This is a genomic window from Flavobacterium saccharophilum (assembly GCF_900142735.1).
GTDB lineage: Bacteria > Bacteroidota > Bacteroidia > Flavobacteriales > Flavobacteriaceae > Flavobacterium > Flavobacterium saccharophilum.
Window position 1 is genome coordinate 309,009 of sequence record NZ_FRBY01000003.1, and the last position, 16,584, is coordinate 325,592.

The 16,584-nt window shown below is 32.7% G+C and carries 17 protein-coding genes; 16 read left to right on the plus strand and 1 reads right to left on the minus strand.

What is annotated here, in order from left to right; translation table 11 throughout:
• Window position 1 precedes the first annotated feature (1 nt).
• The 8 genes from BUA98_RS11335 to BUA98_RS11370 all read left to right on the plus strand — a co-directional run bounded on the left by BUA98_RS11335 (window position 2) and on the right by BUA98_RS11370 (window position 7,806).
• Window positions 2-901 (plus strand): arginase family protein, encoded by a 900-nt coding sequence (locus BUA98_RS11335; protein WP_072972587.1) that lies wholly within the window; start codon window positions 2-4, stop codon window positions 899-901.
• 119 nt (window positions 902-1,020) lie between these two features.
• A complete protein-coding gene (locus BUA98_RS11340; RefSeq protein ID WP_072973283.1) occupies window positions 1,021-1,680 on the plus strand; it encodes a carbonic anhydrase in 660 nt (219 codons plus the stop codon).
• Window positions 1,681-1,864: 184 nt separating this feature from the next.
• Window positions 1,865-2,404 carry a DUF2975 domain-containing protein gene (locus BUA98_RS11345; protein WP_072972589.1) on the plus strand — a complete coding sequence of 180 codons (540 nt, stop codon included), beginning with the start codon at window positions 1,865-1,867 and terminating at the stop codon, window positions 2,402-2,404.
• 2 nt (window positions 2,405-2,406) lie between these two features.
• Window positions 2,407-2,610 (plus strand): helix-turn-helix domain-containing protein, encoded by a 204-nt coding sequence (locus BUA98_RS11350; protein ID WP_072972590.1) that lies wholly within the window; start codon window positions 2,407-2,409, stop codon window positions 2,608-2,610.
• A 295-nt stretch (window positions 2,611-2,905) separates the two neighbouring features.
• Complete coding sequence (locus tag BUA98_RS11355) at window positions 2,906-3,295, plus strand: DUF1801 domain-containing protein (RefSeq protein WP_072972592.1); 390 nt, start codon at window positions 2,906-2,908, stop codon at window positions 3,293-3,295.
• 162 nt (window positions 3,296-3,457) lie between these two features.
• Complete coding sequence (locus BUA98_RS11360) at window positions 3,458-5,791, plus strand: hypothetical protein (RefSeq protein ID WP_139257009.1); 2,334 nt, start codon at window positions 3,458-3,460, stop codon at window positions 5,789-5,791.
• A 156-nt stretch (window positions 5,792-5,947) separates the two neighbouring features.
• Window positions 5,948-6,628: a DUF4919 domain-containing protein gene (locus tag BUA98_RS11365; RefSeq protein WP_072972595.1), complete on the plus strand. Its 681-nt coding sequence runs from the start codon at window positions 5,948-5,950 to the stop codon at window positions 6,626-6,628.
• A 29-nt stretch (window positions 6,629-6,657) separates the two neighbouring features.
• Window positions 6,658-7,806, plus strand: coding sequence for a DUF6438 domain-containing protein (locus tag BUA98_RS11370; RefSeq protein WP_072972597.1), 1,149 nt, complete (start codon window positions 6,658-6,660; stop codon window positions 7,804-7,806).
• 181 nt (window positions 7,807-7,987) lie between these two features.
• Here BUA98_RS11370 and BUA98_RS11375 read toward each other — a convergent pair whose 3' ends face one another.
• On the minus strand, window positions 7,988-10,495 hold the full coding sequence (locus BUA98_RS11375) for a M14 family zinc carboxypeptidase (protein WP_072972598.1): 2,508 nt from the start codon (window positions 10,493-10,495) through the stop codon (window positions 7,988-7,990).
• Between the two features lie 205 nt (window positions 10,496-10,700).
• On the opposite strand from BUA98_RS11375, the gene BUA98_RS11380 reads away from it, so the two are divergent.
• From BUA98_RS11380 to BUA98_RS11415, 8 genes are all read left to right on the plus strand, one after another.
• Window positions 10,701-11,297: an NAD(P)H-dependent oxidoreductase gene (locus tag BUA98_RS11380; RefSeq protein WP_072972600.1), complete on the plus strand. Its 597-nt coding sequence runs from the start codon at window positions 10,701-10,703 to the stop codon at window positions 11,295-11,297.
• A gap of 159 nt (window positions 11,298-11,456) precedes the next feature.
• Window positions 11,457-11,798: a nuclear transport factor 2 family protein gene (locus BUA98_RS11385; protein WP_072972602.1), complete on the plus strand. Its 342-nt coding sequence runs from the start codon at window positions 11,457-11,459 to the stop codon at window positions 11,796-11,798.
• Between the two features lie 349 nt (window positions 11,799-12,147).
• Window positions 12,148-12,633 carry an SRPBCC family protein gene (locus tag BUA98_RS11390; RefSeq protein ID WP_072972604.1) on the plus strand — a complete coding sequence of 162 codons (486 nt, stop codon included), beginning with the start codon at window positions 12,148-12,150 and terminating at the stop codon, window positions 12,631-12,633.
• 79 nt (window positions 12,634-12,712) lie between these two features.
• Window positions 12,713-13,126 (plus strand): hypothetical protein, encoded by a 414-nt coding sequence (locus tag BUA98_RS11395; RefSeq protein WP_072972605.1) that lies wholly within the window; start codon window positions 12,713-12,715, stop codon window positions 13,124-13,126.
• Between the two features lie 182 nt (window positions 13,127-13,308).
• On the plus strand, window positions 13,309-13,677 hold the full coding sequence (locus tag BUA98_RS11400; RefSeq protein WP_072972607.1) for a nuclear transport factor 2 family protein: 369 nt from the start codon (window positions 13,309-13,311) through the stop codon (window positions 13,675-13,677).
• 126 nt (window positions 13,678-13,803) lie between these two features.
• Complete coding sequence (locus BUA98_RS11405; RefSeq protein WP_072973285.1) at window positions 13,804-14,853, plus strand: serine hydrolase domain-containing protein; 1,050 nt, start codon at window positions 13,804-13,806, stop codon at window positions 14,851-14,853.
• A 3-nt stretch (window positions 14,854-14,856) separates the two neighbouring features.
• On the plus strand, window positions 14,857-15,282 hold the full coding sequence (locus BUA98_RS11410; protein ID WP_072972608.1) for a DUF1801 domain-containing protein: 426 nt from the start codon (window positions 14,857-14,859) through the stop codon (window positions 15,280-15,282).
• A gap of 6 nt (window positions 15,283-15,288) precedes the next feature.
• On the plus strand, window positions 15,289-16,386 hold the full coding sequence (locus BUA98_RS11415; protein WP_072972610.1) for an MBL fold metallo-hydrolase: 1,098 nt from the start codon (window positions 15,289-15,291) through the stop codon (window positions 16,384-16,386).
• Window positions 16,387-16,584 lie beyond the last annotated feature (198 nt).

The following is a 16,584-nucleotide window of genomic DNA, read 5'->3' on the forward strand; positions in this document are numbered from 1 at the left end:
TATGAAAGAAGTATACATAGTTGAATTTCCATCAAATCTGGGTTTAAAAGAACCTCAACCCGGAAAAGAACCCGGCGTAAAAAAATTACCAGACTGGTTATGGAAAAACAATTTGCATAAATTCATTCCGCATAAAGATATTATCCGACTTGATCCTCCAAAATATACCAGTAATAAGGATAATGAAACCCAAATTCTCAATGCAAATTCTTTAGTTGAATATGCCCGGGAACAAGCCTATTTAATAAATAATTTATTGACTCAAAATAAATTCCCTTTTATATTAGGCGGTGATTGCAGTATTCTATTAGGATCAGCAATTGCTTTAAAACAAAAAGGAAATTACGGTTTGTTCTATCTTGACGGCCATACCGATTTTATAAATGTTTCTTTATCTGAAACGGGAGGAGTTGGTGGAATGGCAGCGTCAATCGTAACAGGAAACGGACCTCAAAAACTAACCAATATCCTTAATTTATCTCCTTATATAAAAGAAGAAAATCTTTGGTGCGTAGGAAATCGCGAATATGATGATGAATACGAAAATGAGATTCGAAATTCTACTGCTACTTATTTAAGTCTTGAAATGTTGCGTAAACAAGGTATTGAAAATGGTGTAAAATCTTTTCTTTCCCAAATTGAAACAAAGAATTTGGATGGTTTTTGGCTTCATATTGATGTCGATGTTTTAAATGATGCTGTAATGCCGTGCGTGGATAGCAGAACTCCTGATGGACTGACATATTCCGAATTTAATGAACTTACCTCCCATTTATTTCAAAGTGAAAAATTATCAGGACTCGAAATAACCATTTTAGATCCTGATTTAGATACCAGCGGACAATACACAAAAGAATTCGTCGCTAATATTACTACTACATTCAACTCCTTTAAAAAATAGACTCAAATGATATTTTAAAAACTTCTTGTGGCAAATTTTAAAGTGAAATCAAAATAATTTTGCGCGGTTCTAAAAATCACAAAGAACTCAACATTAAAATAACTTTAAAAATTCATAAAATGAAAATAAGAATCGCAATACTTGTCTTAATCGCTTTTTCTGTAATTAGTTGCAAAAAACACAAAACAGTAGAAGAAAAAATTTTAACTTCTCTCGAACAATTAACAGAGGGTAACCAAAGGTTTTTAAGTGGGAAATCAGCTCACCCACGTCAAAACAAAAAAACCGTTTTAGCCAATCAGGACGGACAAAAACCATTTGCGGTAGTGATTACCTGTTCAGACAGCAGAGTTTCGCCTGAAATCGTATTTGATCAGGGAATTGGTGATTTATTTGTAATTCGAAATGCCGGAAATCTAATTTCTGATATCGATATGGGAAGTATCGAATACGCCGTCGAACATCTGGATACTAAATTAATCGTTGTTCTGGGCCACACAGAATGCGGTGCTATAAAAGCGTATATAAACGATAAAGACGGTTCGTACAAAAAACATTTCAATCATATTGACAACATTGTAGAAACAATTTCACAGGAAAAAGAAGAAGTTGATGCCGATAAAGCAACCCCAAAAGCAACTAATTATTTAGGGGCGATTAACGCTAATATCGAACATTCTGTAAAATTAATTCAGGACAATCCAATTGTAAAAGAGCATCAGATAAAAATCGTTTCTATGCGATATGATGTACATACAGGAAAAGTAGTGGAGCTATAATTAAACTCAAACAAAATATCAAAATCCGATTTGTGAAAACAGATCGGATTTTTTTTTAAAATGAAATGGCTGTAGAGTTAGAATAACATCCGCTTAAAATATTTCTTTCGTAAAAATAAAAATTTATTGATAAACAATAAATTTTTATTTATATTTGCTGTATATTTATTTAAAATCAAAAATCATGTCAAAAAATTCTACTTACATTTTAAAACTCCTGAATGTAGTTTCATGGATTGTTTTTATTGGACTTTGTATAAAAGCAGGTTCACTATTATGCTCTTATGGCGTAAGCATGTTTATCAATGAGGTCGGAGCAAAAAACCTGTCATTGGGTTTAGATCTGTCTGAATTAAAAGCCTATGACGTTGTAGATTATTCCATTATGGTTTTCTGCATTACGACAATTACTATATTCGAAGCATTACTATTTTATGCCGTTATTCAAATTTTCTTAAAAATTAATTACGTTAGTCCATTTCATGAAACAATTGGAAAATTGATCCAGAAAATGAGCGGCTTCTCTCTATTAATTGGTATTTTCAGTAACATAACAGTTTCTTATTCAGGAAAATTCACCGCTATGGGAATGAACCTGTCGCAATTAACAGAACATATTGGACATGGTGATGCCTTTTTATTTTTCGCCGGAATCTTATACTTCATCTCACAGCTGTTTGCAAAAGGAATTGAATTACAAAAAGAAAACGAATTAACAATCTAACTATGCCAATAATAGTAAACTTAGATGTAATGATGGCCAAAAGGAAAATGTCATTAAACGAACTTTCAGAAAAAGTAGATCTCACCCTTTCTAACCTTTCAATCCTAAAAACCGGCAAGGCAAAAGCCGTACGTTTTAGTACTCTCGAAGCAATTTGTAAAGTATTAGAATGCCAACCCGGCGATATATTAGAATTTGTAGAATAAATACACTACATAGAATTTCAAAACAAAATCCGATTTGTGAAAGCAAGTCGGTTTTTTTATTTGGGCGTGCCACCATCACAATAAGAGGGCAAAACTACTTTGCGCATATACGCCCTCTTATCGCGATGCTGTCGGGCTATCCATGCTACTTCGGTAGCTTATTCCTATCCCTCACGCGGTCCAGTTTTCATAAGAAGATATTATTCATAAATTTTTGTAATAAAAAAAGACTATTTTAGATTAAGAATTAAATCATCAAAAATTCAACAAATTATTTTCTACAAAATATATTGATATGAATCCAACGGTACAAGATTATAACAATTTACAAAGTGATTCAGACAAAGAAATTTGCAATCAACTTGCCGCAATAATTAACGAAAATCTGTCCGATGCAGAAAATAAAATATGGCATGCCCACCCCGTTTGGTTTTTAGACGGAAATCCGATTGTTGGTTATAGTAAATTAAAAAATAATGTTCGCTTACTTTTTTGGAGCGGTCAATCTTTTGACGAAGAAAAACTTTCAAACGAAGGTTCATTTAAAGCAGCCGAATTTCGATATACTTCATCAGAACAAATCAATGAAGACGATTTAAAACGCTGGCTCAATAAAGCAAGAGAAATACAGTGGGATTATAAAAACATCGTCAAACGAAAAGGAGTTTTGCTACGATTAAAATGATATTTTGAAATAACTAGAACTTTAAATAATAACTCCAAAAATTAAGAACCCGCTTCGGTGATCATTAAAGAATTGAAGAATCTATTTTTGAAAATGCCTTTTATGACTAACTCTTTTTTATCAAAATCTAAGAATACGCTGCAGATAAAACTACACTTTCTGATGGCATCAATTCTAATACTTTCTTGCAGTTTTTCATTTTCACAAGAAAACACAAGGATAAAAAACTCTTCAGAAAAAACAAACACAGACATTTTACCAAAAACAACATTTGAAGAAACTGTAATTCTGCCATTGCAAAAAAACCAATTGTATTTTGAAAAAGTATTTCTTCATCTTAATAAAACTTCTTATTTCGATGACGATATCATTTGGTTCAAAGCCTATGTAAGTGATATAAAAAGCAAGCCATCCAATCAAACAAGCCGTCTTCATGTTTCTCTTTTAAATGGAGAAGGAAAAACAATTCAAAACCAGAATATTTTTATAAATAAAGGTGTCGGCAAAGGCCAGTTTGTTTTGAATGATACTTTAAAAAATGGTACTTATTACCTGTTGGCTTCTACAAATTACATGAGAAATTTTGGAGTAGATCATCGCTTTTTTCAGGAAATCAACATTATAAACAAACTTGTATCAAAAGAAAGTAAGGGCAAAAACAATTATGATGTTCAACTTTTTCCAGAAGGAGGATATTTATTAGAAGGAGCTGAGAACGTAATAGGTATAAAATCATTACTTAATGGTAAGGGACATGATTTTTCGGGAAAAATTATTAATCAAAAAAATCAGGAAATTGCAAGTTTCAAAAGTGAACATTCCGGAATGTCAAAGTGCAGTTTTTTCTATGACCTGAACGAAAACTATACCGCCTTAATTAAAACTAATGACACGCTGTTTAAAGTAAATCTTCCCGCTGCTCAAAAAAACGGTATACTCCTGAATATTGACAACAACAATTCGGACATTTTAAAATTAATCATTAAAACGAACCGCAATACGGCATTCAAAAGCACTTATAAAATCTTATTTCACCAACGCAATCAAATTATTGATTACGTAGAGATTCCAGATTTAGAAACTCAAAATACCATTTTCGAATTCGACAAAAAAAACTTCGTCGAAGGCGTTAACACAATTACGCTATTCAAAGACAATCAACCTATTGCAGAACGTAAATTTTATAAGGAAGACAAAGGAAAAACAGTTAACCTTACAATAGAAAAAGACACTGTAGAAAATGATTCTATCTCTTATAAAATTAAGACAGACAAAAGTTTACAAGCCAATTTAAGTGTATCAGTACTTCCTATAAATGCCACAAATTACACAGAAACTGTTACTATCAAAAGTGCCTTCTTATTATCGCCATTTGTAAAAGGACACATTGAAAATCCTGCTTACTACTTTAAGAAAGAAAACCAAAAAAGAAATGAACATCTTGATTTACTACTACTCACCCAGGGATGGACTCAATTTTCCACAAAAGAAATGATAACAGATTTAAATCCTCCATACCAATATGATTTTGAGGCTGGATTTAAAATAAAGGGAAATGTTTTTCCTAAACCAACTAATCAGCTAGCCTTAATGACAAAAGACAATGTGATTATTGACAAAATATTTTTAAACGAAAAAAAAGACTTCAGCTTTAATAATCTCCTGATCTACAAAGGCGATCATATGAAAATTTCGTTTTTAAAAAATCAAAACGAGGCCATTAAACCCGAAAACCTTCATGTGGATTCTGTTCAATCATCTCCTTTTTTTAATTTTAATATAGAAAAAAGTAAAACAACAGATTCAGTCTTACACGATGATTTGTGGACTGAATTAAACACGTCAGGTTCTATAAAACTCGATGAAATTAATATAACCTCAAAAAACAAAACGTATACAGAGCGAAAAAAAATCATTCGAAAATACAAACCATTAGTTTTTGATATCGGAAAATATGACAATTTACCAATAGCAGATCATTTTAAAAATAAAGATTTAATGTACTTTTTAAATTTTGACCAGGATACTAAACTGGTAAAATGGAATGGCATTGAAACCCACTTAGAGACCGGCATAAATAAGGAAGCTCTTTTGTATATTGACGGAAAATATATTACTTCAAACGAGCTATCAAGTGTTTCATTGCAAATAAATGAAATAGATAATATTCTGGTTCAGCCTATTCGGGGCAACAAAATTTTTCAGGTTTTCACTTCAGAAAATTATCAAAAAGATATTATAGAACTTTTTGAAGAATATCTTGTGACCGACGGATTTGATAGAGAAAAAAAATACTATGCACCAATCTACGATTTCGACGAAAATAAATATTCTAATTGGCTGGAAATTGACTGGAAACCAGATTTAGTGCTCGAAAATAGTGGCGAAACTTACATTAAAATTAAACAAAATAAACAATTACAAGGTTATCTTTTTTCAGTTCAAGGCTACACACAAGAAGGCTCTTTGATCTCAGAAATCATAACAATTAAATAAAATTAACTGGCTCGTTTACTTTTCATTTAATTGGCTAAAAATAAAACGCTTATCATAACTCAAATCTTTTACTATTCTATTTTTCTTACAATAGAAAACATTAGTATTAATTTGTACTTTAGTTTTACCAAAAACCACAAACTAAATTATAAACCTATGATCAGAAAAATTTTCATCTTAGTCCTATTATTTATGGGAGTACATGTTTTCTCTCAGGAACCGGCTTTTAAAATTCCAGATTATAAAGCGATCGAAAAAGAAATTAAAGACAAGAACTCCTCTTACTATTATCCGAAATTAATGGAACGATTAGTGAAAAATGATACTCTTTTAACCACTGACGATTATCAGCATTTATATCTTGGCTATGTTTTTCAACCAAAATACAATGCCTTCTGGAGATCTCCAGACGAAAAAAAACTTCGTGAATTTTATGGCAAAGAACAACTTGACACCAAGGACTACGATGAAATCATCAAGTTAGCGAATCATTCCTTAAGTGATTTTCCTTTTGATTTAAAGCAGTTAAATTTTCTAAGTTATATTTATCACTTAAAAGGAGATGAAGAAGCTGCAAAAATGGCCTCTTTAAAATTCCACAACATTTTAAATGCCATTTTTTCGACCGGAGACGGAAAACAATGTGAAACCGGATTTCATGTTATACTTGTTGAACATGAATATTTAATGCTAAATGTTTTTGAAATAGAGAGTAAATCCCAGGCTTTAGTTGGCAATTGCGATTATCTAAGTTTTGAAAAAGGGAAATATAAAGTGGATGGTATTTATTTTAATATCGAAAAGATGTTGGAGAATGAATCTAAGGCTTTGAAGTAGAAAATAAATATTAAAGCAGACTCTAACCCATGACAAAATATTTAAAATTTATAATTATTTCTTTTTTCTTCTTAATTTCTTGCAAAAAAAACACAAAAGATTATGATACTAAAATTATTGGTGATTGGCAATTAATAGAAAATCAAAAAATGCAATATGATGAACAAGGTCATCCTCTACCACCTCCTCCACTATGGTATCTAGGAAATTTAAAGCCCGGTTATTCGTTTAAGGAAAATGATATTTATGACAACAAACTTGGTTTTTATAAACGTATTAAAAAAACCAAAACTCACGGAAGTTATAATTTCTTTCTCGGAAACAAATCTAAATATAAGATTAAAAATGACAGCTTAAAGCTTTTCGACTTAAGCTCTAATACATGGGATTCGTATAAAATCTCCAGTATTACCTCTGATACTTTAACAATTTTAGGAAGTGACGCAAAGCCAACACAATTCTTAAAAAAGAAATATGTAATAGATAATACGGCAAATTTTGATAATGTTATTATTTCGTCATCTGGCTGCTATGGAAATTGTCCCGTTTCAAGTGTATTAATTAATAAAAATGGATCTATCATCTATAACGGTCTTTTTTATACCTATCCAAAAGGTTTATATCAATCTTCATTTAATCCAAAACTATTCACGAAAATTGAAACTGATTTTCAAAAAACAAATTGGAAAAAACTTAATGATCGATACATTGCTAGTCATACAGATGATGAAACAATAACCATAACTTTCATTAAAAATAATAAAATAATAAAAACTATTACGGATTATGGAAATGAATCTCCAACAGAGTTTTGCTGGACGTATACACCTTTAAGATTTTTTTATCAAAAACTTAAACTAAGGAAAATTAATCATAATCGAAATTATCTGAATTTTAGAGATATTACTTTTGAAGCAAAAGATCAGGAATGTGCCTTAACAGATTCTGAAAGTTTTTATTTAATGACATTTCTTTTAAATGCAAAAGAAAATGTTTTCAATTTTGAAAAAAAATATACCATTAAATATTGGTCAAATGATGTTTATAAATATATTTTTTCTGATGGGCAATATTTTCAATTTAGATTAGAAAACGGAAAACAAATAACTCTGGACTTAGGATATAATTTTTTAGAGAAAAATGATTTAATGCAACGTTTTGTAAAAAAAGGAAATTAATAAAATTATAACAAGATCTAAATTATACATGGTAAACTATACTTGTGTATTATCTTCTTCGCGCTTAATTAATAACACAAAAAATCACAACGAATAGCTCCGCTCTTTTGAAAATAAAATCTTCTGCTTCTAAATAAAAAAAAATGCTCTTCAAACTTTTATATGAAGAGCATTTTTTTTGTTAGTTAACTAAAAACAATGAATTGCTGAATAACAGTATTCCGTTTTCCCAGAAGCCTCTGAAGAGCGGATTATCCATCATGTATATGACACTTCCGTCGCCTCTTTTATCTACCGCGAAACTAACCGTTTCGTTGAGTTTTTTGCTGATCGTGTGTCCAACGAAACCATAACTTACAAATCCTTTTGGAATATAAGCCACATTGATGGCGCTCTTTAAAAGCGAGTAGGATCTTTCGTTGGTTTTCAGACTGAAATAAGTATTACCCAAACCAAAAGCCATTGGGTAGGTTTTGTCTAATTTGTTTTCGATAATCGCGCCCGGAATTGTTCCTGAAATCTCTCTTCGCTCCGACCCTTCGAAGTCCAAAAAGCGCTTTTTAAGTTCGATTTCCTTTTCTTCTTTCTCTGATTTTTCTTTGTCTTCTTTGCTTGCAAACAAACTCAAAGCATAACCTTCGCGGTCCTGAAATAAAGAAATAGCACTGCTCATAGCAATTACTTTTCCACCACTTTTAACCCATTCATCTATTTGTTTTTTCTGATCGTCTGAAAAATCATAAGAACCGTCATTAAGAATTAAAGTATTGTAATTGTATAATTTAACTCTGTTGAAATTGGCTGTTTCGACAATACTTACCGGATAACTGATCGTTTCGTCTAAATAATGCCAGGTCGCACCAAATTCGGTTGAAACAATTCCTTTACCTGATAACATTAGGATTTTTGGTGCTTTTAGCAATACAAAATTCTCCCCACCAATATCTTTCGAATTGGTTGAAAATCCGGTTGTGATAAAACTATAGTCTGTTTTAATTTTAATGATATCTGAAACCGTTTTTTCAAAATCGGCTATTTTTGGATTATCGGCGCGGCTAATAATTAAGCCTCCCGGTTCGATTGTCATGGTTCCGAAAACCGCTTTTTTCATCGCCGAACGCACTTTAATTCCGCCTTGATGTAATAATGAAATTACCTGCGCTGAAGTTCTGTTATTCCATGGCACATAAAATGCATAAACGCTGGCCGGAAGCGTTTTTGCAGTTGTTTCTATTTTGGCTTTTGTTTTAACGGAAAGGTTATTTTTTACCGCATAACCTTCAACTCCATATGCCAATGGCAAAGCCCAGGCCGTAATGTCGTACGATAAGCTATCGTTTAGTTTTTGATTGGGTTCAAATAAAACCTGCGCGAGAACTGATCTTGGCTGATCTGCTTTGATAATTAAATCATTTGGTTCGATTTTAAAACTTTCATTTTTCTTGTTTTGATAATGAAAACCTGATGCGCTGCCTGAAGCATCTGCATAACTGAATTCAATATCATTTTTCTTCAGCATTTCGGCCAACTGATCCAGTTTTGGATTTGCTTTTAAAACATAAGTATTGTAAACCCCTTTCGCTTTTATACGCGCATTGGTATGAAAATCACGAAAACCTTTTAAGAGAATGTCTTTTTGCGAAGCCGCACTTTCTACAACTGTTAAAACTGCTGCTGCGTGGTGCGTTAAACGATCTTTGATTGTTACATTGGCTCCGTTTTCCATTGTTATTTCGCGGCCTGCTCCTATTCCGCCTTGTTCCAATGTCAATCCAACCGCACCATTGTACGTTGGATAGGTATCGCCGTAACTTGGATAAAACAAATCGAAACGCTCTCTGGTATTGTACATCCAGTTTTGCTTGTCGAATTTTTGGGAAATATTTTTCCCCAAAACATTGTAAAAATCTTTTTGGTATTGCTCAATAAATTCATGCAAAGGTTCTGCTGCAGGTGGAAAAAAGTAGGGTGAATTATAACTCATTTCGTGTACATCAGTATGTACTTGCGGCATCCATTGATTGTATAATTTAATACGTTGCTGTGATTCAATTTGTGTTTGCCATGCCCAATCTCTGTTTAAATCAAAAAGATAGTGATTATAGCGTCCGCCTGGCCAAACTTCCATATGTTCTCTGTCATATAAACCCGGATGATTTTTTTTGCCTGTGATTTCTCTAAGCCAATTTCCGTAACGTGAATAACCGTCAGGATTGATACACGGATCTAAAATTACAATGGTGTTCTTCAGCCATTGTTTGGTAGCTTCGTTTGATGGATTCAAAAGTTCATAGGCAACTGTCATAGCACTTTCGGTTCCGGCAAATTCATTTCCGTGAACGTTGAAACTTAGCCAGACAATTATTTTATCATCGACGGTTGTGGTTTTATTTCCTGATAATCCAATTGCGGCTAAATTGTTATTTCTTATTTGCTCCAGATTGGCTAAATTTTCAGGAGTTGAGATATAATAAACATTCAGGTCACGCTGTTCGTTTGTTGCACCGTATTTCTGTTTTTTAATGAACTGAGATTGTTCTGTCAGATATTTAAAATAATCTTCTACCTGATGATAGTAGCTGATTTGTTTTCCGTAATTGGGAATAAACTCTAATGGTGTTTTTAATTGTGCAAAAACAGAAAAAGAAGTAATTAACAGCAATACTGCGGCGCAAAATGTTTTCTTCATAAGTGAATTGAATTTGTAGATGGTTAAAAATAAGAATTAACTTTACAATGACCTACAAATCACAAAAAATAATATCGTTTTAAGTAAAACATTGCATTATTTATTCTGAATTTGATTTTTCAATTCGTTATCTTTAATCTCGTTTTAATTTGTATTTTCGTTTGATAGTATACAGAATTCATTATCCTAACTTTGATAATCACTTATGAATATTTTAATCATTTACGCACATCCTAGTAAAAAATCATATACTTTTCAGGTTTTGGAACATTTGAAATCTCAAATTTTAAAGCAAAACTGGAATCTCGAAATTTCAGATTTATACGCAAATAATTTTCAGAGTGATATGTCGGAACAAGAGTATGAAAGAGAAGGTTTTGCCAAAACGGAACTTCCTATTTCTAATGATGTTCTGGATGAACATGCAAAAATCGAAAAAGCGGATTGCATTATTTTTCTTTATCCGGTGTGGTGGAGCGATTGTCCGGCGAAACTCAAAGGTTGGTTTGATCGTGTGTATTCTGTTGGATATGCTTACGGACAAAATGAAACTTCGCAAAGTATGAAAACCATTCCGTACGGACTTGTGATTTGTCCCGCCGGGCATCCGAATGCGTTTTTGGAAGAAATAAATATGGCGCAGAGTATGGAGACCATTATGCTCGAAGACCGTCTTGGAAAACGTTTCGAAAATAAAGAAATGTTGATTCTAGGTGGAACATTGGAATTGGAGAAAGTGATGGCGAAGCATTTTATTGAAATTGAAGAAGTTGTTGATAGGATTCGTAAATATTGCGATTAAGTTGGACACAGATTTTGCAGATTTAAGCAGATTTTCATAGATTTCGTTTTTACTTTACTAAAATAAGTTTTGTAGTTATTGATTGGGCTGCTGAGAAGAACTGATAATAAAATTTAATTTAACAGCAAAGTTCGCAAAGATTAATTCAATTAAACTAAAATGACAATAGAAGAAATAATTGACAGACAAATGTCAGCCTTTAACAACAAAGACATTGTAAAGATGATGTCTTTGTATACAAACGACACAAAGATTTATACTTTTTCAGATCATGAATTGGTAATTAATGGTAAAAAAGAATGTGAGGAAATGTTTATCAAACTATTTGAGCAATCACCTGATTTGAATGCCGATTTTATAAAAACCATTTACTTTACCAATAAAGCAATCGTGCATGAATATGTTTACGGACGAAATGGAAGTAAGGAAAAAAAAGAACAAGTCGTTATTTTTGAAATACAAGACCAAAAAATCAGTAGAATGGATATTATGAGGGAGTAGAAAGTTTTCATTTCTTTTAAAAACTAAACCTCTACTCTAGCCCCGATGGGAACGGCATCTCCCGATTTAGAAAAACAAGGCTTTTTAGCCGTAGTTTTTGTTAATCGGGAATATAGTGGACAGCGGGACTGATCGTTCTTTTGAAAATAACTCTTCTGCTCCTGATATTTAAAATTCCAAATTAAAAAATTCCAAATTCCAATCCCGAAGTCTCGGGATAAATTCCAAATTCCAAAAATCTAAAATTCTAACTTGTCTGATTCACCCCTTATAATTGTCTTGCAAACACCCTAACATATTGATTTTTAGATTGTAAATTTGTTATCTAACTTTCTAAAAACGATATACAATGAGTGCGCAAGATTTTACCACGACCCTTATAGTTGACCAATCTCCCGAAGAAGTTTTTAATGCCGTAACCAATGTTCGCGGATGGTGGTCTGAACAAATTGATGGCCATACAGCCCAATTGAACGACATATTTGATTATCATTATGAAGATATACATCGCTGCAAAGTCAAATTGATTGAGGTGATTCCGAATCAGAAAATTGTTTGGCTGGTGGAGCAAAATTACTTCAAATTTACCGAAGACAAAACGGAATGGACGGACACAAAACCCACTTTTGAGATCTCGGAAAAAAACGGAAAAACGGCACTTCGCTTTACGCATGTTGGTCTGGTTCCGGATTATGAATGTTTTGATATTTGCAGAGATTCGTGGACCAATTACATTCAGAACAGTTTAAAGAAACTAATTACTACGGGAAAAGGAATGCCAAATGGCAAAGACAAACCACAAACAGAAAACGAAAAGAAACTGAGCGCTAAGTAACTAGACTCCTAAAATAATAGATTTGGTTCTTTTCGCTAATGATATTTTTCATAAATTAGTGCAATTAAAAACCAAATTTATGAATCCCATTTTAAAAAATACTTTGGCCGTTATTGCTGGCCTTATTGTTGGAAGCATTGTTAACATGAGTATTATTTTAATGAGCGGTTCTATTATTCCTCCCCCAGACGGAGCGGATAATACCACTATGGAAGGTTTGCAAAAAACGATGCATTTGTTTGAAGCAAAACATTTTCTTTTCCCTTTTTTGGCACACGCCATCGGAACCTTTGCCGGCGCGCTAACAACGTCTTTAATTGCATTTAATCATAGAACAAAACTCGGTTTAATTATTGGAGCTTTCTTTTTGTTGGGCGGTATTGTGAGCGTCTGTTCATTGCCTTCGCCTATGTGGTTTACGGTTGTAGATTTAGTTTTTGCGTATATTCCAATGGCTTATCTGGCAATTAAAGTAGTCAAAAGAAGAGTTTAGAGAATACCATTTAATCTCTCTGCTAAAACATTTCAAATTAGTTGAAAAAGAGTTTGAAAAATTGGCTATTGACACTTCTAAAATCAAATTGAATCATTTATAAAAACTTCCTTTCTAAGGTTTATTTCCTTGAAAACATACCTCTAAATTTCATAACTTAGTTTGTTTTTAATTTTAGAGTCATGACTAAGAAATATATTGCCCAGGAATTTTTAAAACTCGCTGCAAACGGGCATTCACACGAAGCTTTCCGGCTTTATATAGGCGAGAATTTTAAGCATCATAATGCTTATTTTAAAGGCGATGCCAATACTTTGATGTTGGCCATGGAGGAATCTTCCAGAAAAAATCCGAATAAGATTTTCAAAATTCACCATGCCTTGAGAGATGGTGATTTGGTTGCGGTGCATTCCTGTGTTAAACAAAATTCGGTCGACTTAGGAACTGCCGTCGTTCATATCTTTAGATTTGAAGCAGATAAAATAATAGAGCTTTGGGATTTAGGACAGCCAATTCCAAAAGAAACGATTAACGAAAACGGAATGTTCTAGAAATTAGTTTTCAGTCACAGTTGACAGTTGCTGCAACTGAAAACTGTGACTGTGACTGAAAAACCTGAAACCTGAAACTTGAAACTTGAAACAATAAAAAACAAACTAAAAAACAAAACCCTCTTAATGAACGCTATTACCCGATTCTCCTTTCTGCTATCTATCGTTTTTCTATTTTCTAACTGTAATTCTTTTGCTCAAAAAAAGGATAATTATGCTACTCAAATTGATAGCTTAATTAAAGTTGCCGATCCTAAATTTAATGGTGTAATTCTGATTGCACAAAACGGAAAAACAAAATACGAAAAGGCACAAGGCTTTGCCAATTTTGAAACTAAAAAACCTTTAACAATCAACAGCCAATTTGAAATTATGTCGAACAGCAAGTTAATTGCTGCTGTTTTGATTTTATTAGAAGTCGAGAAAGGAAAAATTAACTTACAAGATCCAGTCAAAAAATACCTTCCTAAGCTTAGTCAAAAATGGGCAGATTCTGTTACAGTTCATCAACTTTTAAATCACACACACGGAATTGTGGACATTAATAAACCTCTTGAATTTAAGCCCGGAACTAATTTTCATTACGGAAATATGAGCTACAGTCTTCTTGGTCAAATTGTTGAGCACACTACAAATAAAAGTTACAGCGAAGTGGTCAATGCGCTTTTCAAGAAACTTAAGATGAAGCATACTTTTGCTTATAATCTGGACAAAATTCAAAATTTGACCACTGGATACATAAATAATAAAAACACCTACGAAGCTGTAAAAAAATCCCTTATAACACCTGAAAATTTGGGTGCTGATGGAATTATTTCGACGGTACACGATTTAGCAATCTGGAACGATAATTTTCATAAAGGAAAAATTCTAAAACCGGAATCCTATCAATCAATCGTTAAACCTTCGGTATTATCACAGCATAATTTCTTTGGAAAAGAAAAGGAAGGTTACGGTTACAGCATTCGAACTATTGAAAAAGACACAGTAAAATATCTTGGTCATACCGGTTTAGGTGATGGATTTTCTTCTGTTAATTTGTATTTCCCGGAAAGTGACGTGAGTTTGATTGTTATTGAGAATCAGATGAATGAAGATTCAAATTTGTTTTATGCTTCTGAAAGAAAAATCAAAGATATTTTATTAAAAAGCGATTTAGTTCATCCAAAAAAATAAATCATGGCAAAAAATAAAACTGAAGAAACAGCAGTCAGTGTTATCGATTTTATAAACACTTTTGTAGAGGATGAAGCAAAAAGAAAGGACGCTTTTGAGCTTGTGAAAATAATGCAGGACGTAACCGGTTTTGAACCTAAAATGTGGGGACCAAGCATTATTGGTTTTGGAAGTTATCATTACAAATATGCCAGCGGACACGAAGGCGATGCTCCTCTCGCAGGGTTCTCGCCAAGAAAGGCGGCTATTTCGCTTTATGTTTATTTGTCTGAAGAAAACAGAGAAGATTTACTTTCTAAATTAGGAAAACATAGAGCTGCTAAAGGTTGTATTTACATCAAAAAACTAAGCGATATTAATGTAGAAATTCTAAAAGAAATGACTTCAGCTTCAGTTGAATATTTACAAAAATTATATCCTTCTAAATAAAAAAACATGATCCTTACCATAACAATTCTTCTACTAGCCGTTATATTTTATTTTTTATTCCATCCCAGATTTGGAAAACAACCTTCTGGCGAAAGGCTGGCTGTAATACAAAAGTCTCCTCAATACAAAAATGGAAAATTCGAAAATGAAAGTTTTACTCCCGAACTTGCCGAAGGTTACGGTTATTATGATGTTTTAAATCAATTTTTTTTCAAGAAAGTTGATCGAAAAATCCCAACTGATATTATTCCGTCGATAAAAACTAATTTGAAAGAATTAGATATAAATCAGGATGTTTTAGTTTGGTTTGGGCATTCCTCTTATTTTATTCAATTGGAAGGAAAGCGTTTTTTAATCGATCCTGTTTTCAGCGGAAACGCCTCTCCTATTTACGGCACTACAAAAGCCTTTAAAGGAACTGATATTTATACCTACGATGATATTCCGGAAATTGATTATTTGCTAATCACACACGACCATTATGATCATTTGGATTATAAAACCATTATGGAACTTAAACCGAAAATAAAAAAGATAATCACGGCACTTGGCGTTGGTTCGCATTTTGAATTTTGGGGTTTTTCTTTAGAAAATATTATCGAAAAAGACTGGCATGAAAAAATAGAATTAGATCAAAATTTGACACTTTATACTGCTCCATCGAGACATTTTTCTGGCAGAAGCATCAAGCGCTGTAATACACTTTGGACTTCATTTATTTTAGAAACCAAAGATTTTAAAATGTATTTGGGCGGCGACAGCGGTTACGATTCTCACTTTACAGCAATTGGCAATAAATACGGTCCTTTTGATTTGGTGTTGCTCGATAATGGCCAGTATAATCCGGCATGGAAATACATTCACAATTTACCGGAAGATGTAATAAAAGCGATGAAAGACTTAAAGGCAAAAAGAGTATTTCCGGTACATAATTCAAAATTTCCTTTATCTCTGCATTCCTGGGATGAACCTTTGATTAAAGTGACCGAATTGAATCGTTTATCTGAAAATCCGATTCCGTTAATTACACCTAAGATTGGTGAAGTAGTCGAATTGAAAAATGAAAATCAACAATTTCAACAATGGTGGAAAGGAGTTAGATAATTTTAGAATATAGAGAATAGAATATAGAGAATAGATTAAAGACTGATAAGAAAACGTGCCATTTGTCATTCCGACGGAGGAGGAATCTCCGCAAGTAGCTCAACAAAGATTGACGATTTTGATTGTGGAGTTACTTGTGGGGATTTGCTTCGCCAGTTCACTATCGTTTGTGTCCTCGTTCGGGATGACAAACTAACG

Coding starts and splice junctions, on each gene's coding strand:
- BUA98_RS11390 (WP_072972604.1), top strand. CDS start 12,148: ATGAGTGCGCAAGATTTTACCACGACCCTTATAGTTGACCAATCTCCC.
- BUA98_RS11385 (WP_072972602.1), top strand. CDS start 11,457: ATGACAATAGAAGAAATAATTGACAGACAAATGTCAGCCTTTAACAAC.
- BUA98_RS11345 (WP_072972589.1), top strand. CDS start 1,865: ATGTCAAAAAATTCTACTTACATTTTAAAACTCCTGAATGTAGTTTCA.
- BUA98_RS11370 (WP_072972597.1), top strand. CDS start 6,658: ATGACAAAATATTTAAAATTTATAATTATTTCTTTTTTCTTCTTAATT.
- BUA98_RS11395 (WP_072972605.1), top strand. CDS start 12,713: ATGAATCCCATTTTAAAAAATACTTTGGCCGTTATTGCTGGCCTTATT.
- BUA98_RS11355 (WP_072972592.1), top strand. CDS start 2,906: ATGAATCCAACGGTACAAGATTATAACAATTTACAAAGTGATTCAGAC.
- BUA98_RS11335 (WP_072972587.1), top strand. CDS start 2: ATGAAAGAAGTATACATAGTTGAATTTCCATCAAATCTGGGTTTAAAA.
- BUA98_RS11365 (WP_072972595.1), top strand. CDS start 5,948: ATGATCAGAAAAATTTTCATCTTAGTCCTATTATTTATGGGAGTACAT.
- BUA98_RS11410 (WP_072972608.1), top strand. CDS start 14,857: ATGGCAAAAAATAAAACTGAAGAAACAGCAGTCAGTGTTATCGATTTT.
- BUA98_RS11375 (WP_072972598.1), bottom strand. CDS start 10,495: ATGAAGAAAACATTTTGCGCCGCAGTATTGCTGTTAATTACTTCTTTT.
- BUA98_RS11360 (WP_139257009.1), top strand. CDS start 3,458: ATGGCATCAATTCTAATACTTTCTTGCAGTTTTTCATTTTCACAAGAA.
- BUA98_RS11415 (WP_072972610.1), top strand. CDS start 15,289: ATGATCCTTACCATAACAATTCTTCTACTAGCCGTTATATTTTATTTT.
- BUA98_RS11340 (WP_072973283.1), top strand. CDS start 1,021: ATGAAAATAAGAATCGCAATACTTGTCTTAATCGCTTTTTCTGTAATT.
- BUA98_RS11380 (WP_072972600.1), top strand. CDS start 10,701: ATGAATATTTTAATCATTTACGCACATCCTAGTAAAAAATCATATACT.
- BUA98_RS11405 (WP_072973285.1), top strand. CDS start 13,804: ATGAACGCTATTACCCGATTCTCCTTTCTGCTATCTATCGTTTTTCTA.
- BUA98_RS11400 (WP_072972607.1), top strand. CDS start 13,309: ATGACTAAGAAATATATTGCCCAGGAATTTTTAAAACTCGCTGCAAAC.
- BUA98_RS11350 (WP_072972590.1), top strand. CDS start 2,407: ATGCCAATAATAGTAAACTTAGATGTAATGATGGCCAAAAGGAAAATG.